Origin of the sequence: Paenibacillus glufosinatiresistens (assembly GCF_031470375.1) — a bacterium.
Classification (GTDB): domain Bacteria; phylum Bacillota; class Bacilli; order Paenibacillales; family Paenibacillaceae; genus Paenibacillus_AQ; species Paenibacillus_AQ glufosinatiresistens.
Genome location: NZ_JAVFHT010000004.1, coordinates 272,804 through 291,644, shown reverse-complemented (window position 1 = coordinate 291,644; position 18,841 = coordinate 272,804). Strand labels below are relative to the sequence as shown.

Here is an 18,841-nt window from a genome sequence, read left to right as displayed (position 1 = left end):
GCATCCCCTCCTTGTTGTTCCGTAACCGCCGTAATCGCCCTAATCGCCCTAAATCCGAACCTTCCTAGACATGTACCGCTTCCGCCCGCAGACCCGTCTCCGCCGGGCCGCCCAGCCCCTTCGCAATCGACATCATCAGCTTGATGCGGTTGCTCTGGTTGACGACACTGACGCCGGCATCGTAGTCGATGGCCGCGATATTCGCTCCGGGGTACAGCTCTTTCAGGCCCTTGATCATGCCTCGTCCGGTAATATGGTTCGGCAGACAGGCGAACGGCTGGATGCAGACAATATTGGAGACCCCGTGGTCGAGCAGCTCCATCATCTCCGCAGTCAGGAACCAGCCCTCGCCCATCTGGTTGCCGACGGAGACGAGCCGACCCGCCTTCTCGGCCAGCCGGTAAATGCTCTCCCCGCCCTTGGACAGGCCGGCCGCCTGAAGCGCCGCCGATACCGGCTTGCGGTACATCTCCAGATACGAAATGAGCAGCGGGTTGATGTAGCCCAGCGTCTTGCTTTTGCCGAACTGCTCCGCTTTGTAGATCGGGTTATACAGGCAGTAGAAGATGAAGTCCATAAAATCGGGCATGACGGCCTCGCCGCCCTCGGCTTCGATCATCTCGACGATCCGGTTATTGGCGTCCGGGTGGAACTTGATCAGGATTTCGCCGACGATGCCGACCTGCGGCTTGGTTCCGTCCATGACCGGAAGTCTGCCGAACTCCAGCGCAATCTCCCGGGACAGGCGTCTGTATTCGCGGAAGGAGAACGCAGACAGGCTGTCCTTGCAGCGTTCCATGCTGCGGCGGAACAGGCGTTGCGCACTGCCCGGCTCCAGCTCGTAGGGCCGGAAATGGTGAAGCAGCCGGAGCAGCAGATCGCCGTAACAGGCGGCTGCGAACATCCGGTTGATCATTTTGAGGCCGATACGGAAGCCCGGCTGCGTCTCCAGCCCCGAGGCGTTGAGCGAAATTACCGGAATCCGCCCGAGACCGGCGTCCGCCAGCGCCTTGCGAAGCAGCGTGATGTAGTTGGTCGCCCGGCAGCCGCCGCCGGTCTGGGACATGATAACGGCCGTCCGTTCGGGGTCATAATCGCCTTTCTTCAGGGCCGAGAGAATCTGGCCGATTGTCACAATCGCCGGGTAGCAGGCGTCGTTGTTGACGTACTTCAGCCCTTCCTCCGTCTCTTCGGGACCGGTTGTCTCCAGAACCTTCAGGCGGTAGCCGAAATCGCGGAAGACGCGCTCGAACAGCTCGAAATGAACCGGCGACATCTGCGGAGCGAGAATCGTGTAGCTCTCCCGCATCTCTTTGGTGAACGGCACCGCCGTTTCCGCCGCGGCCGCCGCCTGCGGCTCGATCCCGTGCCGCTCCCGTTCGCGCATGGCGGCCAGCAGTGAACGCAGGCGGATGCGGGCCGCGCCGAGATTGCTGATCTCGTCGATTTTGATGAGCGTGTATACTTTGTTGCTGCGCTCCATAATCTCCTGGACGGCGTCGCAGGTAATGGCATCAATGCCGCAGCCGAAAGACGTCAGCTGCACGAGCTCCAGGTCGGTGCGGCGGGCCGCCACCCGGGCCGCCCGGTACATCCGGGCATGGTAGGTCCACTGGTTGACGACGCGGACATCGCTCTCCCGGTTGTCGAGATGGCAGATGGCATCCTCGGTCAGCACCGCGAGCCCCATTCCGGTGACCAGGTCCGCAAGCCCGTGATTGATCTCGGGATCGGCATGATACGGATGTCCGCACAGCAGGATGCCCTTCGTCCCGGTCCGCTCCAGGAAATCGAGCGTTTCTTCTCCCTTGCGCCGGACATCTCCCTTGGCGCTGTCGGCTTCCATGAGGCCCGCCTGAACGGCGGCTGCAATTTCATCCCGGGGAAGCTCGGGGAACGTCCGGGAGAGACCCTTGATCAGCGCCGGAATATCGTCGAACGTCAGGAACGGGCTGACCAGCGGGATGCCCCGTACTTTGAGGGCATCCATGTTGTTGCGGATAACTTCCGGATACGACGCGACCACCGGGCAATTGAAATGATTGTCGGCGGCCCGGTCCTCTTTCTTCTCGTACACGACGGCGGGATAGAAAATAAAATCGATCTTCCGCTCCAGCAGGCTCTGCACATGCCCGTGCGCCATCTTGGCCGGATAGCAGATCGCCTCCGACGGAATCGTATCCATCCCGCTCTCGAACAGCTTCTTGCTCGACTTCGGGGACAGAATGACCCGGTAGCCCAGCCGGGTGAAGAAGGTGTGCCAGAACGGATAGTTCTCGAACAGATTCATCGTGCGCGGAATTCCAACCGTTCCCCGCACGGCGGCAGGCTCCGGCAGCGGCTCGTAGGCGAAGAAGCGGTCGTACTTGTACTGCATCAGATTCGGCAGGGTGTTCTTCTCTTTCTTCCCTCCGGCTCCGCGCTCGCAGCGGTTGCCGGTAACATGGAAGCTCCTGTCGGCAAAACGGCTGATCGTCAGCGCGCAGTTGTTGCCGCAGCGGCCGCACCGTCCCTGGGTGACCTCGCAGGTGAACTGCTCCAGTTCCTCCGGCCCGAGCAGCGTGCTCGGCTGGCCTTCGGCGGCCCGCTCCCTGGCAAGCAGCGCGCAGCCGTAAGCGCCCATGACGCCCGCGATATCCGGGCGGACGACTTCCCGGCCGGTCTGCAGCTCCAGCGCCCGCAGCACCGCTTCGTTGTAGAAGGTGCCGCCCTGAACGATAATATGCTGGCCGAGGTCCTCGGGATTGCGGACCTTAATAACCTTCTGCAGCGCATTCTTGATAACCGAATAGGCGAGGCCCGCCGACAGGTCGGGCAGCGACGCCCCTTCCTTCTGAACCTGCTTCACCTTCGAATTCATGAACACCGTGCAGCGGGAGCCAAGGTTGACCGGGCGCCGGGCCTCCAGCGCCGCCGCCGCAAAGTCGGCGATGCCGTAGCCGAGCGCCGCAGCGAAACTCTCCAGGAACGAGCCGCAGCCCGCCGAGCAGGCTTCGTTCAGCATGAGGCTGTCGATTGCCCCGCCCCGGATCTTGATGCATTTCATATCCTGACCGCCGATGTCGAGAATGAAATCGACCTCCGGCATGAACCGGGCGGCCGCCTTATAATGCGCCACCGTCTCCACCTCGCCGCTGTCCGCCTTCAGCGCGGCCTTGATGAGTCCTTCTCCATAGCCGGTTACACAGCTGCCCGCGATGAAGCAGCCGTCCGGCAGCAGGGCGTAGATCTCCCCAAGGGCGTCCTTGACGGACTGCAGCGGACTGCCCTGGTTGCTGCCGTAATGCGTATGCAGAATCTCGTCATCGGCCCCGGTGAGCACCAGCTTCGTCGTGGTCGATCCGGCATCGATCCCGAGATAGACCGGTCCCCGGCAGGCCGCCAGATCGCCGCGCGCCGCGGCGGCCCGGCCGTGCCGAAGACGAAACGCCGCCAGTTCTCCGGCATCCCGGAACAGCGGCGGCAGCTCGGCGTCCGCAGCCCGGTCGGCCGCAAAATCCACGGCCGCAATCCGCCGGATCCATTCGCCGACGGGCAGAACGTCCATCGGCTCTGCGGCCAGCGCGGCGCCGATGGAGACGAAATACTGCGACCGTTCCGGGAACCGGATCTCCTCCGGGTTCAGACCCAGCGTCTGAACGAACCGGGCCCGAAGCTGCGGCAGGAAGGTCAGCGGGCCGCCGAGGAACGCGACCCTTCCCTTGATCGGGCGGCCGCAGGCCAAGCCGCTGATCGTCTGGTTGACGATGCTCTGGAAGATCGAAGCGGCGACATCTTCCCGCTTCGCCCCTTCGTTCAGCAGCGGCTGAACATCGCTTTTGGCGAACACGCCGCAGCGGGAAGCGATCGGGTAGATGCGCGTGCTCCCGGCCGCAAGCTCGTCCAGACCTCCGGGATCCGTCTGGAGCAGAGCTGCCATCTGGTCGATGAACGCCCCGGTACCGCCGGCGCAGGCATTGTTCATCCGCTGCTCCACGCCGCCGCTGAGGTAGATAATCTTGGCATCCTCGCCGCCGAGTTCGATCGCCGTGTCGCAGTCCGGCAGCAGCTCGTAGATGGCCTTCGTGCAGGCGATGACTTCCTGAACGAACGGAATGCCGCCGAGCTTGGAGAGAGACAGTCCCGAGGAACCGCTTACGGAAAGGGCCGCCTCGCTTCCGGGGAAACGGGCGGCTACCTCTTCCAGCAGCGAACGGACCGCGGTCTGGATATCGCTATAATGTCTCGCATAATTCTGATGGACAACTCTTCCGTCTTCCAGTACGACCAGCTTGGCGGTCGTTGAGCCTACATCCAGGCCGATCACGAGCGGCTGCATTATGGAATCACCATGCCTTGTTGCAAATTTTAACAATTCATATTGCAACTATATCATGAGTGATGCAGCCGGAGGCTGTTACAAATGTAACAGCCAGGGGCAGAAAACGAGAGGCGTGTCCCGCTCTATAAACCGGCGGCGGCGTCCTCTGCATGCCCTTTTACTTTCACCTTGCGCCATATCTTCTGCACGGTTCCGTCTTCGCCGATCAGGAACGTCGACCGGACTATCCCCATGAACTCCCGGCCGTACAGCTTCTTGAGCTGCCACACGCCGTAGCTCTCGCTGACCCGGTGATCTTCGTCCGAGAGCAGCGGGAACGGCAGGCTGTTCTTCTCGGCGAAGCGGGCATGCGACTTGGGGCTGTCCGGGCTGATGCCGAGCACCACTGCGTTGCGGTCGGCAATCGCTTCATAACGGTCCCGGAAATCGCACGCTTCCTGGGTACAGCCGGGCGTGCTGTCCTTCGGGTAGAAATAGAGCAGGACCTTGCGGCCCCTGAACTGGCTGAGGCGAACGGTCTCTCCCCCGGCTGCCGGAAGGGCGAAATCCGGTGCGGGATCTCCGATATGGAGAGACTCCGGGGACGGCGATGAATCTGTAATCTTCTGGGTCATAAGCGAATTCTCCTTCTCTGCTTCGGGCTGGCGTCAATCCTGTAATTGCTTGTACTTTTAAAAGAAATTATAATAGAAGAACTGTACTCGCGAAAGGAAGAACGAGAGATGCCGCCAAGATCGAAACGACATGCCAAGAAGAAGACAAGCAAGTCCAAAAAACCGCTTCTCTGGACGCTTCTGGTCCTCCTCCTGCTGGTTCTCGGCTTCGCCGCCTACTACTTCGGCTCTCTCTACAAGGGCCTGGACAATCTGCAGAAGAATAAGGACGAGTCCCCCTTCGCCGGCGTGGTTCAGCCGTCGGGAACACCGGTCCCTACCCCGCCCAAATGGGAAGGCAGCGAACCGGTCAACATTCTGCTTATGGGCGTGGATGCGCGCGGCATCAAGAAAGGCGAGGTTCCGCGTTCCGACACCATGCTGGTCGCTTCGCTCGATCCCGTGAAGAAGAAGATTCATCTCTTCTCGATCATGCGGGACACGTACACCTCGATCCCGGGCTACAAGAACAACAAGATCAACAGCGCGATTACCCACGGACCGGATACGGCGGTCCAGGCCGTCAGTGATCTGCTCGGCATTCCGATCCAATACTGGGTCTACACGGATTTCCAGGGCTTCATCAAGCTGGTCGATGCCGTCGGCGGCGTGGATTATTATGTCGAGAAGGACATGGTCTATAAGACCATTGCCGATGCCGAGTACAACATCGACTTGAAGGAAGGCTACCAGCACCTTGACGGAGCCAAGGCGCTGCAGTACGTCCGCTTCCGCCACGATGCCACTTCCGACTTCACGCGGACGGAACGCCAGCGCGCCTTCCTCGGCGCCGTCGCCGACAGACTCAAGAGCACGACGTCGCTGCTGAAGCTGCCGTCCATTCTGAATCAGCTGGTGCCTTACGTGGATACCAACCTTTCGGTATCGGATATGTGGAAGCTCGCCAGCGTCGGCTATGACAGCTCGATTGCCGGCAGTGCGCAGATCCCGCCGAACAACCTGCTTGTCGAAGAATCGATGGGCTCCCTGGGCGATGTGCTCAGCATCCGCAGCGACGACAAGCTGAGAGCATATGTTCAGGATGTGCTGAATGCGCCGGACCCTTCGCCGTCCCCGGCAGCCACGGCTTCTCCGGCGGCTTCCGCCGCCTCCGGGCAATAGTCCCGCAGCCTGCTGCGGCTGCTTCCCTTCCAGCGGCCAGGCCGTGTCCGAAACGTTATACGCATACGCGGCAACCACGCCAGCGGGCGGAAGGCGCATCAGCGCCCTCCGCCCGCTGCGCGCTTAAGCTCGTTCTTCCCTGATTACCGGCCGCCCCCATGCGGCTTCACCCCAGAAAGGATGACCCGAATGAATCGTTCCAACTCCGAGCAATTGTACGAGGAAGCTCTCCGGCATATCGTTGGAGGCGTCAACAGTCCGTCCCGTTCCTTCAAGGCCGTCGGCGGAGGCGCTCCCGTCTTCATGAAGCGCGCCTCCGGCGCGTATTTCTTCGACGAGGACGGCAACCGCTATATTGATTACCTGTGCGCCTTCGGCCCGATTATTACCGGACATGCGCATCCGCATATTACCCGGGCGATCACCGAGGCCGCCGAGAACGGCGTCCTGTACGGCGTGCCCACCGCGCTTGAGGTGAAGCTGGCCAAAATGCTCAAGGACGCCATTCCGTCCCTCGACAAGGTCCGCTTCGTCAATTCCGGCACCGAAGCCGTCATGACGACGATCCGCGTGGCCCGCGCCTATACGGGCCGCACCAAGATCATCAAGTTCGCCGGCTGCTACCACGGCCATTCCGACCTTGTGCTCGTCGCCGCCGGTTCGGGCCCTTCCACGCTCGGCATTCCGGACAGCGCCGGCATCCCGGGCAGCATTGCCCAGGAGATCATCACCGTTCCGTTCAACGATCCGGACGGCCTGAAGGCGGCCCTGGAACGCTGGGGCGACGACGTCGCAGCGGTCATGGTCGAACCGATCGTCGGCAACTTCGGTATGGTAATGCCGCAGCCGGGATTCCTGGAAGTCCTCTGCAAGATGGCGCACGACAACGGCTCGCTTGTCATCTACGACGAAGTCATTACGAACTTCCGCTTCCACTACGGCGGCGCGCAGAACTTCGCCGGTCTTGCGAACCACGACGCGATTATGCCGGACCTTACGGCCATGGGCAAAATCTTCGGCGGCGGCCTGCCTATCGGCGCCTACGGCGGCCGCAAGGCGATCATGGACCAGGTCGCGCCGCTCGGCCCCGCCTATCAGGCCGGCACGATGGCCGGCAACCCGGCGTCCATCTCCGCCGGCATCGCCTGCCTGGAAGTGCTCCAGGCCGAAGGCGTCTACGAGGAAATGGACCGGCTGGCCGCCAAGCTCGCGTCCGGCCTGAAGGAATCGGCCGACCGCTGCGGCATTCCGCTGACCATCAACCGGATTCGCGGCTCGTTCTCGACGCATTTCTGCGATCACCCGGTCACCAACTATGAGGAAGCCCAAGACACGGACGGCGAAGCGTTCGCCCGCTTCTTCCGGCTTATGCTCGACCGGGGCATCTACCTGGCCCCTTCCAAGTACGAAGCCTGGTTCCTGACCACGGCCCACACCGAGGCCGACATCGACGAGACGCTGGAAGCTGCGGAAGCCTCGCTGAAAGCGATGGCCTAAGCAGGGCAGGTTCCGGCAGTCCCGGCGCTGTAACCCGCAGGCGCGGGTCATAAGCGCTGACGCCGCGCTGCAAGAAACCAAAAGCCGCAGACCCGATGAACGGGACTGCGGCTTTCTTTTGGCGCATCCGTGAAGGCTTCACGTGCCGGGGGGCCGGCGCTTACTCTCCGTCCCGCTCCCACACGCTGCGAATCGGCACATCCTGCGGCAGCTTGAACGGGTTGCCCGCCGGAATGCGGTCGTAGAACATGATTCCATCGAGATGGTCCATTTCATGCTGGACAACGATGGCGGTATAGCCCTTGAAGCGCAGCTGCACTTCCCGGTTCGAGACCGCGTCGAAGCCCTTCAGCTTCACCGACTCGTAGCGGGGAACGAAACCGTCCACCGGCCGGTCCACCGACAGGCAGCCCTCGCCTTCGGGCAGGTAGACCATCGCCACCGAATGGCTGATGATCTTCGGGTTGGCCAGCGCCAGTTCAATCTGCTCTCCCCGCTCATTCGTCGTGTACATGGCGAACATGCGCTTGGCAAGGCCGATCTGATTCGCCGACAGCCCCACGCCGGAACGCAGCTTGTAGGCCGCAGCCATCTCCTCGTCCTGGCTGTTCTTCAGAAATTGCAGCATGCACAGCAGCTCGCCGCGCTCCTCTTCTCCAAGCGGAAGCGGCACCGGTCTGGCCTTCTCCCGCAGCACGGGATGGCCCTCGCGCACGATATCATCCATCGTCAATATATAATCCGGAGTAAATCGAATTTCAGACACTGCCTGTTCTCCACCTTTGTACGGAGTTGTTCCTGCCATTGTATTTACGGATTTATAAAAGCGGTACGCAAATGGGCGCTGTACTGCACGTCAAAGCCGAGGCCGGAGGCCAGCGCCGCCAGCGGCAGATACGTTTTGTCGGTCTTGCCGACTTTCTGGAGGAACGCCGGCGTCGCAAGCGCTACGGGCTGGCCGTTCACCTTCATCGTCTTGGAACCGATCGTGATCACAATGGTCCGCGAACCGTTGACAATCGTGGCGCTCGCAGTGCGGTTGTCCCATTTGCCCTGCACGCCCATCGCCTTCAGCACATCCGCCAGCGCCAGGAAGTTCTGGCCGCTCTTGAGGATCGGCTTGTTCGGCGTATTCAGCTCCGTGCTGTTGACCACAATCGTCATCGGCGGCTGCTGGCCTGCAGGCAGCGGAACCGTCAGCGCGGCGGGCACCCGGTACTGGCTCCAGATCGCTTCGGCGAAGGTCTGGGCGATCCGTTCATACCCGTCCTGGGTCGGATGAATATCGCCGTCCTTGAGAAAATGGGTCAGCGACCCCTCGGCGCCCCGGAACCGCTCCGATACCGGGATCAGCACGACTTTGCCTCCGTCCGTGCTTGCCGCTGCGGCGATCTCCTTCGCCGCGGCGGTGAACTGGTCGGCCGCCGCATTCAGCTTCTGGTAGACAGGGCCGGCAATGGACGGCACCGGCTGATACTGGTCGGCCAGAAGGATAACCGCCGACGGATTCACGCTGCGAATATTGGCGAGCGATGCCGTCAGATTCTCCTTATAGCCGGCCAGCCGCTGAGCGAAGCCGGTCTGGAATTCCGGGTCCGGCAGCTTCTGGACGTTCTTGAACAGGTCCATGACGTCATTCCCGCCGATCGTAATGACAATCAGGTCGGCGGCGGCAAGATCGGTTCTGGCCTGCGGCACGCCGGATGCGAAAGCGGCGATCCGGGGATCGGCAAGACCGGCCTGAATCTCCTCCGGCTTGACCGCCGTTCCGGCCCGGACCGCAGCGGTGTAATGCTTCAGTCCGGCCGACGTCAGCCCGAGAATGCCTTCATTGACCAGCGTCGCCCGCTCGCCCCGGTACCAGGCCTGCTCCAGCAGCCGGTCCGCATAGCCGTAGGCCTGACCGGCCTCGGTCATGCCGGGCTCATAGCCCGCTGTAATGGAATCGCCCAACGCGACGAGATGGAACTCGCGCGGCGCTACCGCTGCGGCAGCGGCGGCTGATCCGCTCCCCGCCAGCCATTGCGAGGCCAGCAGCAGACCGCCGGCCAGAGCCGCTCCGGTTATTCTCCAGAACTTGTTCAAATAGATTCCTCCCCTCGGTAGTGCCCTTATTCTATCATTAATCGCCAGGGGAGTTATAGAGTCCCGGGAAGCGTCAGACCCGCATTGCATGAAAAAAAGCGGGGGCTTGCCCCCGCTTCTTCCTTCTTGGCCTGCCGCCAAGCGCCGGCGTCAGCCCTCCGTCCGCTTCGGCCCGGAGTCCTGCGCCCCGTCAGCGTCCGGCTCCGATTCGGCTGTCTTCCGGACCGCCGCTTCGCCGGATGCCGGTCCGCCGGGAGGCTTGGCGCTCCCGGTATCCGCCCCGCTGCCGGCTTCGGCTGCCCGGGCCTGCGCCCGCTCCATGTACTTGTCGTACCGGTTATCCAGCTCGGTGCCGAACTGCCGGAAACGGACGGTCTCCTCCACAATGGGATCGAATGTCGTCTGGATGCGAACCTCGTAGCGCGGAGACAGCCGGCGAAGCTGTTCTTCGGTCTCGTCGCTCTGTTCCACCAGTTCTCCGGCTTCCAGAAGCTCCATCAGACGGCGTTCCAGTTCGGCGTCTTCTCCGCCGGTCTCTACCGCTTCTTCGCTTCGGCTGTTCTTCCGTTCTTCATTCTCTGCCATGCCGAATTCCCGCTCCCTTCGCGCTTCTTCCACCGGCCGGTCGCCGGGCTGCTTCTTCCCTCTGCTTACTCTCCGGCAGCCCCGGCTTCCCGCAGCGTGGTCAGCAGCTCGTCATGAATCAGGCCGTTCGTTGCCGCAATGTTCCGGCTGCCAATCGTATAGGGCGCGCCCGAAATTTCCGTCACGGTGCCGCCCGATTCCGTCACCATCAGCACCCCGGCGGCGCAGTCCCAGGGACTGAGGCCGAATTCGCAGTAGCCGCTGACGCGGCCCGCCGCAACATAGGCGAGATGCAGCGCCGCCGATCCGGCGGCCCGGACGCTGCGCACCTTCGGCAGCAGCGCCTGAAGACCGGCCAGATTGGCAGGCTGGGCATGCACGCGGTCCGGCGGGAACCCTACGGCAAGCAGGCTGTCGTCCAGCTTCCGCTCCGCCGAGACACGGGTCTTGATGCCGTGGCGGTAGGCGCCCTTGCCCTTCTCGGCGACGAACATTTCGTCGCGGATCGGGTCATAGATGATGCCGACCGACAATTCGCCTTTGATGTACAGCGCAATGGAGACACAGTAGAACGGGAAGCCGTGGACGAAGTTCACGGTGCCGTCCACCGGATCGACCACCCACAAATACTCGTTCTTCTCCGCCTCGCGCCGAGCAAAATCCGCGAGCGGCGTTCCCGGTTCCACACTCTCTTCTCCCAGGAAGGCATGATGGGGATAATGCGTCATCACGAGCCGGCGCACCATTTGCTCGACGCCCTTGTCCACTTCAGTGACCAGATCCTGGGCGGACGCCTTCGTTCCGACCTCCTTGATCTGCCCCTGTCTGCTCTTGATGAATTCTCCGGCCTTGGCGGCCGCGTTGATGGCGACTGCCGTGTAGCCCTTCCCCGTCACGATGTAAGGCTCGCGCTCCTGGCCGCCTGGATTGGTCGCATTCATGACTTCACTTCGCTTTCTGGATCGTGTTCAATCACCCGATAATATGGTATCCGCCGTCTACATAAATCGTCTCTCCCGTGATGCCCCGGGCCAGATGGCTCATCAGGAACATCGCGGTGTCGCCCACCTCGGCGACGTCCGTGCCCCGCCGCAGCGGCGCCTTCTCCTCCACAATGCGCAGAATCGAATTGAAATCGCTGATGCCCTTGGCCGCCAGCGTCCGGATCGGACCCGCCGAAATGGCATTGACGCGGATATTGTCCGGTCCCAGGTCGCTTGCCAGATAGCGGACAGAGGCTTCCAGCGCCGCCTTCGCCACGCCCATGACATTATAGTTGCGCATTACACGCTGCGCGCCCATGTAAGTCATGGTCAGAATCGAACCGCCTTCGGTCATGAGCGGATGCAGCCGCTGCGCGACCGCCACCAGGGAATAGGCGCTGATATCATGCGCCAGCGCAAAGCCGGAACGGGATGTGTCCGCAAAACGGCCCTCCAGATCCTCTCCCTTGGCAAAAGCAATGCTGTGCACAATGCCGTGCAGCACGCCGAATTCTTCCTTCAGCGCCGCCGCCAGCGTGTCGATGTCTTCGTCTGCCGTCACGTTGCACGGCAGGATGAGGGAACCCGGCAGCGTCTCGGCCAGCTTGCGCACACGCCCTTCCACCCGTTCGCTCTCGTATGTAAAAGCCAGACGCGCGCCCTGTTCGGACAGGCTCTTGGCAATCGCCCAGGCGATGCTTCGGTCGTTGGCCACGCCCATTACGACAATATTCTTCCCTGCGAGCAATTCTCCCATGATTCCAGATTCCCCTTATATTTAGAATTGGAGACCGCCGGCTCTAAGCGGATGCCCGGCCTCCCGCTGCCTTCACCGTACCTTATTTCGTCCGGCAGATCAAGTGAGGGACGGATTCCCTAGGACTCGATGACAACCGAGGCTCCATCCCGCACGGAGACGCCGCTGCCGGGAATTGCGGCAATCGCCTTCAGTTCCTCCATCAGCCCGAACAGGGCGCCGTCCTTGGCCTTCGCTTCGATCATGACATCGACGGCCGGCGTGTCCGCTGCGATCCGCTTGAGGAACGACAAGAGCGGCGCGGGCTCCACCCCGTCGGCATGGCTGCGCAGATCGGACGGTCCGCGCGGACTGGAGACGTGGATCTTCGGCGGCAGCGTCCCTCCTTCCGGCACATCGGCAAGCGCCAGCGGAGTCTGCCAGGTCCGCAGAATGGCGGGCCACAGCTCCCAGGGGCGCTCGCCGTCATTGTTGACCCACTGGTGATGAATATCCAGTACCATCGGAACGCCCAGATCCAGACAGACCGCCAGCGTCTCGGGAGCATTGAAGGTCTTGTCGTCGTTCTCCAGCGTGATCCGCTTCTGCAGCCGCTCCGGAAGCTCGCGGAAATGCCGTGCGAACCGGTCCGAAGCTGTGGGCTTGTCCCCATAGGCTCCGCCGATATGAATATTGTTCTTCGCGGTGGCGGGCAGATTCATCGCTTCCAGCATGTCCACATGATGCTCCAGGTCGCGCACCGATGCCGCCAGCACTTCCGGTCTGGGCGTGCTCAGAACCGTAAAATGATCGGGGTGAAACGATACCCGAATCCCTTTGTCCGTCGCGTACGCGCCGACCTCGGCAAAGTCGGCGGCCAGAGCCGTCATGGGGTCCCAGTCGGCGAGATCGGGATGCGTCGCCAGCGGCACCAGCTTGGACGTCATCCGGTAGACCCGGATGTCCGAGCCGGCGTTATGCTTCAGTAGCCGCAGCGTGTTGTGCAGATTGCCGCGGGCAATGCTCTCCAGCCGGCGGATGGCCGCTTCGCGGTCGTCCAGCTTGCGGAAGGAAGCCATCGTCATCGTCTTGGACGGCGAACAGTCGGGGATCACCGTGGACATTGCGACATAACCGAAGCGGACAATCATTTGCCTGCCCGTTCCCCGAAGAACATCTCGTAAGCGAGGGCGGTCTGCACCCGGGACTCTTCCTCATTCAACTTCCGGACGAGCTCCATCTCGACCGCTGTAATTTCATGGCCCTGGAAGTTGATTTCGGCGATGGACGCCGAAATCTTCACAATGGCGACAGCCGTGTTGTCCGGCGTGTAGGCGATGACCTTCTGACCGGTCGGATAGACGCGGAAGCCCTGCTTGACCATCTTGGTGCGCCCGTACTCCAGCAGCTCGTACAGCTCCTGCTCGTTCTTGAACTTGCATACCGAATTGAACTCCGTCTGAAATCCCATAGTCCCATCTCCCTCAAGGCCAGCGGCCTGATTGTATCCCTCTTCCGCCGGCGGGGAGGTTACCCCGCCCGGCCGGAACGCGGGCCCGTACGCCCAGTATAGGTTAACCGCCGCCGCGGCATACCCGCTGCCCGTCCCTGCGCTCCGCCTCCTTGGACGAAGCCTCCGGACAAGACGCGAATGCGCGCGCTAGACCGTGTCGTTGTCGTATTTGAGATTCTGCCGGTCCGAGAACCGCTCCAGCGCCAGCTCGATCATCCGGTCGAGCAGCGCCTGATACGATACGCCCGTCTCGCGCCACAGCAGCGGATACATGCTGAACGGCGTAAAGCCCGGCATCGTGTTGACTTCATTGATCAGAATCGCGCCGTCGCTTCGGCGGACGAAGAAGTCGGCCCGCGTAATGCCGCTTCCCTCAATCGCGCGGAAAGCCTTCACGGCCGCTTCGCGCAGCCGGTCCGCCGTCTCGGGATCGACGGGAGCCGGAATGAGCATCTGCGATTTGCCGTCGATGTATTTGGCCGCATAATCGTAGTAGTCGCCCGAAGAGACAATCTCGCCGGGAACGGACGCTTCCGGATCATCGTTGCCGAGCACACTGACTTCAAGCTCGCGGGCATCGACGAACTCCTCGATGATGACCTTGGTATCATAGCGCAGCGCCGTCTCCACCGCCTGAATCAGGCCTTCCTTGTCGGAAGCCTTGGAAATGCCGACGCTGGAGCCGAGATTGGCCGGCTTGACGAACATCGGATAGCCGAGCCGGTCCTCCAGATCGAAGATGAGATCATGGCTCTTGCGCTTCCAGACGCCTGCGGTGAAGTAGCAGTATTTGCACTGATCCAGACCCTCTTCGTCGAACAGCTTCTTCATAACCACCTTATCCATGCCTGCAGCCGAAGCCAGCACGCCGGCCCCCACGTAAGGGATATTCGCCATTTCAAAAAGTCCCTGTATCGTCCCGTCTTCGCCGAACGTTCCGTGAAGCATCGGGAACATAACGTCGATTTGCCGGTCTCCTGCGGCAAGTCCCGCGAATACGGCGTTGAGCGCCTTGCCCATATCCGGCTCCACGCTCTCCAGCTTCATCTGTTCGGGCGCACGAAGAGGCGAATCCAGACGCTCTCCGATCTTCCATACCCCCTGCTTGGAAATATAGAAGGGAATAATGGCATATTTCTCGTAGTCAAAGGCGTTCATGACGGCAAAAGCGGTCTGCAGCGAAACTTCATGCTCGCCCGAGCGCCCCCCGTACACCAGACCGACGGTAATTTTGGCGTTGTTCATTCCTGTACCTCTCTCTTATAAATAATCTGCAATATGAAAAAAACGGTACGTTGTTCGCTCGGTCCAGGCATACGAATCGCGATAGTCCCAGTAGCGGTGCCGGCTCGGCACCGTGTGCGCGTTGACAAGCGGCATGCCGCCCGCGTCGAACGCGGCGACGACGGTGCTGTGCTGATAGCGTCCATCCCCGTCCCAGTCGTACAGGATGCAGTCGCCGAGCTGCAGCTCTTCCGGCCGGGCCACTTCTTCAGCCCGAAGACCCTGGGTCCGCTCTCCTTCCAGATATTTGCGAAGGCTGTTGGACACCGCCCAGCTGTAGCTCCACCACTCCTGTCCGCCGATCCGTCCTTTATACCACCAGCCCGTTTCTCTTTTACCAGTATAGAGGAAAGGAGCACCCCCTGCAAAGAGGCACTGGGAGACGTAATTGGTGCAATCCACCTGGAAAAATTCGTACTCCGGGTTGCCCCCGTTCCACCACCGGTCGGCATAGGCGGCCGCCTCCTCCCGCCGGTACCGGACCGCCCGCACGGAGTCCGGACCGGTTACCTGCCGGCCCAGCAGCGGCCTCGGGAGCCGGGAGGCCCCCGCGTCGTCCGCCGCAAGCCCCCCGCCCGCCAAGACCGGCTCGGGAAGGCGAAACGGAAGGCGCTCCGGCACCGGGCGCTTCACGGTACGAAGACGCCAGCCGGCTCCGGCCGGCTCGAAGATCAGTGTTTCGCGCTCCAGCCGGTCTTCGCGGTGGGTCGCGCCTCCTTTTTCATAATAAAATGCGCTGTGCAGCTCTACCTCGGCCGTCACCGAGCCTGCCGCTTCGGCAGCGTGCAGCACCTTGACTCCCGTCTCGCCGCGCCGGGGCGTGATTCCCCGCTCCCGGTACCACTCCGCCAGCGCTGCCGCCCGCTCCGCTTCCAGCGCCGAGAGCTGCGGAGACAGAAGACCGGCGTCCGGACCGCGGCCTTCGCTCTCCCCGGCCTGATGCCCGCCGCCGTAGACGAGCGGCTCCACCCTTCTCCGGTTGCATCCGTCTACATATAAATAAAGCGCCTGTTTCCACCGGTTCTGTTCCATCGTTCCTGCACCCCTCCCAAGTCGCCGCATCTGGCGCATAAGCTTCCGCTTCTCATTTATATGAAGGGAAGATGCCGGCTATACGCTGGAAGCCATCCGGTTGAGCGGACAATTCGGCTGAAATGGACGGAAAAAGCCTTTACTCCCCCTGATGTAACCGTTATACTAAAAGTATAGAAATTTATGAAATGTTGTTTCACCAGATGAAACAAGGAGGCGCATTCATGCCAAGCAAGGATCAGTTTCAAATTGCCCGTTCGCTCGAAGCGGGCGGCAAGACGTATCGCTACTTCGACCTGAACGCTCTGGAAGAGCAGAACCCCGGCCGCATTTCCTCCCTCCCTTTCTCGATTAAAGTGCTGCTCGAAGCCGCCGTCCGTCAATTCGACGGCCATGCCATTACGGAAGAGCATGTGAAGCAGCTCGTCGGCTGGAGCGGAGATATCGACCGCAACAAGGAAATTCCGTTCATTCCCGCACGTATCGTGCTTCAGGACTTCACCGGCGTACCGGTCGTGGTCGATCTCGCAGCCATGCGGGATACCGTCAAGAAAGCCGGCGGCGATCCCAAGCAGATCAATCCGCTGGTGCCGGTTGACCTTGTTATCGACCATTCGGTTATGGTCGATGCTTTTGGCACGCCTGAAGCGCTGGAATATAACATGAACGTCGAGTTCGAACGCAACGAGGAGCGCTACCGCTTCCTGCGCTGGGCGCAGACGGCCTTCAACAACTTCCGGGCCGTTCCGCCCGCAACCGGGATTGTCCATCAGGTCAATCTGGAATACCTGGCCTCCGTCGCCGCAACCAAGACCGCAGACGGCGAGACGCTCGTCTTCCCCGACTCGCTGGTGGGTACGGACTCGCACACGACCATGATCAACGGTCTCGGCGTTGTCGGCTGGGGCGTCGGCGGCATCGAGGCGGAAGCCGGCATGCTGGGACAGCCGCTGTACTTCGTTACGCCGGACGTCGTCGGCTTCAAGCTGACCGGAAGTCTGGTGGAAGGCGCTACGGCGACCGACCTCGCGCTGACCGTTACCCAAATGCTGCGCAAGAAGGGCGTTGTCGGCAAATTCGTCGAATTCTTCGGCCCCGGACTCGCGAACATCAGCCTGGCCGACCGGGCGACGGTTGCCAACATGGCGCCGGAGTACGGCGCGACCATCGGCTTCTTCCCCGTCGACGACGAGACACTGTTCTATCTGCGCAGCACTGGCCGTCCGGAAGAGCTGGTTCAGCTGGTGGAAGCTTACTACAAAGCCCAGGGCATGTTCCGCACCGCAGACACGCCGGACCCGGTATTCAGCGACATCATTGAGCTTGACCTTGCTTCCGTCGTACCGAGCCTTGCGGGACCGAAGCGTCCGCAGGACCGGATCGAGCTGACCCATATGAAGGAGAACTGGGAAGGCATCATCCGCACGCCGGTGGACAAGGGCGGCTACGGTCTCAGCGACGAGAAGATTGCCCAGGGCGTTGAACTGTCCCATCCGGACGGCAGCAAGAGCGTGCTGAAGACCGGCTCGGTCGTCATTGCGGCGATCACGAGCTGTACGAACACTTCCAATCCGAGCGTGATGCTCGGAGCCGGCCTGCTCGCGAAGAAGGCCGTGGAACGCGGCCTGACGAAGCCGGGCTACGTCAAGAGCAGTCTGACGCCGGGCTCGCTGGTCGTCACCGAGTACCTGGAGAAGGCCGGCCTGCTCGATTCGCTGGAGAAGCTCGGCTTCCACGTTGCCGGCTACGGCTGCGCCACCTGCATCGGCAACTCCGGCCCGCTGCCGGACGAAGTCGCCCAGGCCATTGCCGACAACGATATGACAGTGGCCGCCGTCATCTCCGGCAACCGGAACTTTGAAGGCCGCGTGCACGCCCAGGTCAAGGCCAACTACCTCGGCTCTCCGCCGCTCGTCGTCGCCTATGCCCTGGCAGGAACGGTCGATATCGACCTGGAGACCGAACCGCTTGGCGTAGATCCGCAGGGCGAACCGGTATATCTGCGGGATATCTGGCCGACCTCGGCCGAGATCCGCGAAGCGATCTCCCTCTCGGTCAGCCCCGAGATGTTCCGCCGCAAGTACGAGAATGTCTTCACCGCCAACAAGCGCTGGAATTCCATTCCCGTTCCCGAAGGCGAGCTGTACGAGTGGGATGAGAACTCGACCTATATCCAGAACCCGCCGTTCTTCGAGAATCTGGCGGACGGCCTGAACGACATCGCCGATATTTCCGGCTCCCGGGCTCTGGCCATGCTCGGCGACTCCGTAACGACCGACCATATCTCGCCTGCGGGCAATATTTCGCTGTCGAGTCCGGCCGGACTGTACCTTCAGGAGCACGGCGTTGAACGCAAGGACTTCAACTCCTACGGCTCCCGCCGCGGCAACCATGAAGTGATGATGCGCGGTACCTTCGCCAATATCCGAATCCGCAACGCGGTGGCTCCGGGAACGGAAGGCGGCGTTACCACCTTCCTGCCGACGGATGAAGTGATGTCCATCTATGACGCCTCGATGCGCTACCAGGCTGCCGGCCAGAATCTGGTCGTCATTGCCGGCAAGGAATACGGCACCGGCAGCTCCCGCGACTGGGCGGCCAAGGGCACGCTGCTGCTCGGCGTGAAGGCCGTCATCGCCGAGAGCTTCGAGCGGATTCACCGCAGCAACCTGGTCGGCATGGGCGTCCTGCCGCTGCAATTCCAGGAAGGACACGGCTGGGGCAGCCTCGGCCTGACCGGCCGCGAGACGTTCGACATCAGCGGTCTGAGCAACGACGTGCAGCCGGGCCAGGAGCTGACCGTCACCGTAACCCGCGAAGACGGCACGCAGTTCGACTTCCCGGTCATTGCGCGGCTCGACAGCATGGTGGACATTGACTACTATCACAACGGCGGCATTCTCCAGACGGTGCTGCGCCAAATGCTGAGCGATGCTTCGCCTGCGGCTACGGCAGCGGAGTAATCCCGGATCTTCCTTTTATTTTGAATTCCATACATCCTCTATAAAAATAGAAGCAGCGCCGGAAGCT

At 61.9% G+C, this 18,841-nt stretch carries 14 protein-coding genes; 3 read left to right on the top strand and 11 right to left on the bottom strand.

Annotated features, from left to right (window positions below):
* Positions 1-64 precede the first annotated feature (64 nt).
* Both RBI05_RS07800 and bcp read right to left on the bottom strand, forming a co-directional pair.
* Positions 65-4,318 (bottom strand): acyl-CoA dehydratase activase-related protein, encoded by a 4,254-nt coding sequence (locus RBI05_RS07800; protein ID WP_310550666.1) that lies wholly within the window; start codon positions 4,316-4,318, stop codon positions 65-67.
* Between the two features lie 125 nt (positions 4,319-4,443).
* Positions 4,444-4,935: a thioredoxin-dependent thiol peroxidase gene (gene bcp / locus RBI05_RS07795; RefSeq protein ID WP_310550665.1), complete on the bottom strand. Its 492-nt coding sequence runs from the start codon at positions 4,933-4,935 to the stop codon at positions 4,444-4,446.
* Positions 4,936-5,043: 108 nt separating this feature from the next.
* Between bcp and RBI05_RS07790 the strand changes: the two genes are divergently transcribed.
* Entirely contained in the window at positions 5,044-6,096 is a 1,053-nt protein-coding gene (locus RBI05_RS07790; RefSeq protein ID WP_310550664.1) for an LCP family protein, read from the top strand.
* Between the two features lie 189 nt (positions 6,097-6,285).
* On the top strand, positions 6,286-7,593 hold the full coding sequence (locus RBI05_RS07785; RefSeq protein WP_310550663.1) for a glutamate-1-semialdehyde 2,1-aminomutase: 1,308 nt from the start codon (positions 6,286-6,288) through the stop codon (positions 7,591-7,593).
* Positions 7,594-7,753: 160 nt separating this feature from the next.
* On the opposite strand, the gene def is transcribed toward RBI05_RS07785, so the two are convergent.
* From def to RBI05_RS07740, 9 genes are all read right to left on the bottom strand, one after another.
* A complete protein-coding gene (gene def / locus RBI05_RS07780) occupies positions 7,754-8,398 on the bottom strand; it encodes a peptide deformylase (protein WP_310550662.1) in 645 nt (214 codons plus the stop codon).
* 5 nt (positions 8,399-8,403) lie between these two features.
* Positions 8,404-9,678 carry a GDSL-type esterase/lipase family protein gene (locus RBI05_RS07775; RefSeq protein WP_310550661.1) on the bottom strand — a complete coding sequence of 425 codons (1,275 nt, stop codon included), beginning with the start codon at positions 9,676-9,678 and terminating at the stop codon, positions 8,404-8,406.
* Positions 9,679-9,828: 150 nt separating this feature from the next.
* The gene (locus tag RBI05_RS07770) at positions 9,829-10,263 is read right to left on the bottom strand and encodes a hypothetical protein (RefSeq protein WP_310550660.1); all 435 of its coding nucleotides are present in this window, start codon (positions 10,261-10,263) and stop codon (positions 9,829-9,831) included.
* A 65-nt stretch (positions 10,264-10,328) separates the two neighbouring features.
* Positions 10,329-11,204, bottom strand: a complete 876-nt coding sequence (locus RBI05_RS07765; protein WP_310550659.1) for an inositol monophosphatase family protein — start codon at positions 11,202-11,204, stop codon at positions 10,329-10,331.
* 31 nt (positions 11,205-11,235) lie between these two features.
* Positions 11,236-12,003, bottom strand: coding sequence for an enoyl-ACP reductase FabI (gene fabI, locus RBI05_RS07760; RefSeq protein WP_310550658.1), 768 nt, complete (start codon positions 12,001-12,003; stop codon positions 11,236-11,238).
* 119 nt (positions 12,004-12,122) lie between these two features.
* Positions 12,123-13,133, bottom strand: coding sequence for a UV DNA damage repair endonuclease UvsE (gene uvsE / locus RBI05_RS07755; protein WP_310550657.1), 1,011 nt, complete (start codon positions 13,131-13,133; stop codon positions 12,123-12,125).
* Complete coding sequence (locus RBI05_RS07750; RefSeq protein ID WP_150459613.1) at positions 13,130-13,453, bottom strand: hypothetical protein; 324 nt, start codon at positions 13,451-13,453, stop codon at positions 13,130-13,132. The genes uvsE and RBI05_RS07750 overlap by 4 nt, the downstream gene beginning before the upstream one ends.
* Before the next feature lie 189 nt (positions 13,454-13,642).
* Complete coding sequence (locus tag RBI05_RS07745) at positions 13,643-14,740, bottom strand: D-alanine--D-alanine ligase (protein WP_310550656.1); 1,098 nt, start codon at positions 14,738-14,740, stop codon at positions 13,643-13,645.
* A 15-nt stretch (positions 14,741-14,755) separates the two neighbouring features.
* Positions 14,756-15,811: an amidase domain-containing protein gene (locus RBI05_RS07740; protein WP_310550655.1), complete on the bottom strand. Its 1,056-nt coding sequence runs from the start codon at positions 15,809-15,811 to the stop codon at positions 14,756-14,758.
* 224 nt (positions 15,812-16,035) lie between these two features.
* Between RBI05_RS07740 and acnA the strand changes: the two genes are divergently transcribed.
* Complete coding sequence (gene acnA / locus RBI05_RS07735) at positions 16,036-18,774, top strand: aconitate hydratase AcnA (protein WP_310550654.1); 2,739 nt, start codon at positions 16,036-16,038, stop codon at positions 18,772-18,774.
* The last annotated feature ends 67 nt before the right edge of the window (positions 18,775-18,841 follow it).

Coding starts and splice junctions, on each gene's coding strand:
- RBI05_RS07800 (WP_310550666.1), bottom strand. CDS start 4,318: ATGCAGCCGCTCGTGATCGGCCTGGATGTAGGCTCAACGACCGCCAAG.
- bcp (WP_310550665.1), bottom strand. CDS start 4,935: ATGACCCAGAAGATTACAGATTCATCGCCGTCCCCGGAGTCTCTCCAT.
- RBI05_RS07790 (WP_310550664.1), top strand. CDS start 5,044: ATGCCGCCAAGATCGAAACGACATGCCAAGAAGAAGACAAGCAAGTCC.
- RBI05_RS07785 (WP_310550663.1), top strand. CDS start 6,286: ATGAATCGTTCCAACTCCGAGCAATTGTACGAGGAAGCTCTCCGGCAT.
- def (WP_310550662.1), bottom strand. CDS start 8,398: ATGGCAGGAACAACTCCGTACAAAGGTGGAGAACAGGCAGTGTCTGAA.
- RBI05_RS07770 (WP_310550660.1), bottom strand. CDS start 10,263: ATGGCAGAGAATGAAGAACGGAAGAACAGCCGAAGCGAAGAAGCGGTA.
- RBI05_RS07765 (WP_310550659.1), bottom strand. CDS start 11,204: ATGAATGCGACCAATCCAGGCGGCCAGGAGCGCGAGCCTTACATCGTG.
- fabI (WP_310550658.1), bottom strand. CDS start 12,003: ATGGGAGAATTGCTCGCAGGGAAGAATATTGTCGTAATGGGCGTGGCC.
- uvsE (WP_310550657.1), bottom strand. CDS start 13,133: ATGATTGTCCGCTTCGGTTATGTCGCAATGTCCACGGTGATCCCCGAC.
- RBI05_RS07750 (WP_150459613.1), bottom strand. CDS start 13,453: ATGGGATTTCAGACGGAGTTCAATTCGGTATGCAAGTTCAAGAACGAG.
- RBI05_RS07745 (WP_310550656.1), bottom strand. CDS start 14,740: ATGAACAACGCCAAAATTACCGTCGGTCTGGTGTACGGGGGGCGCTCG.
- RBI05_RS07740 (WP_310550655.1), bottom strand. CDS start 15,811: ATGGAACAGAACCGGTGGAAACAGGCGCTTTATTTATATGTAGACGGA.
- acnA (WP_310550654.1), top strand. CDS start 16,036: ATGCCAAGCAAGGATCAGTTTCAAATTGCCCGTTCGCTCGAAGCGGGC.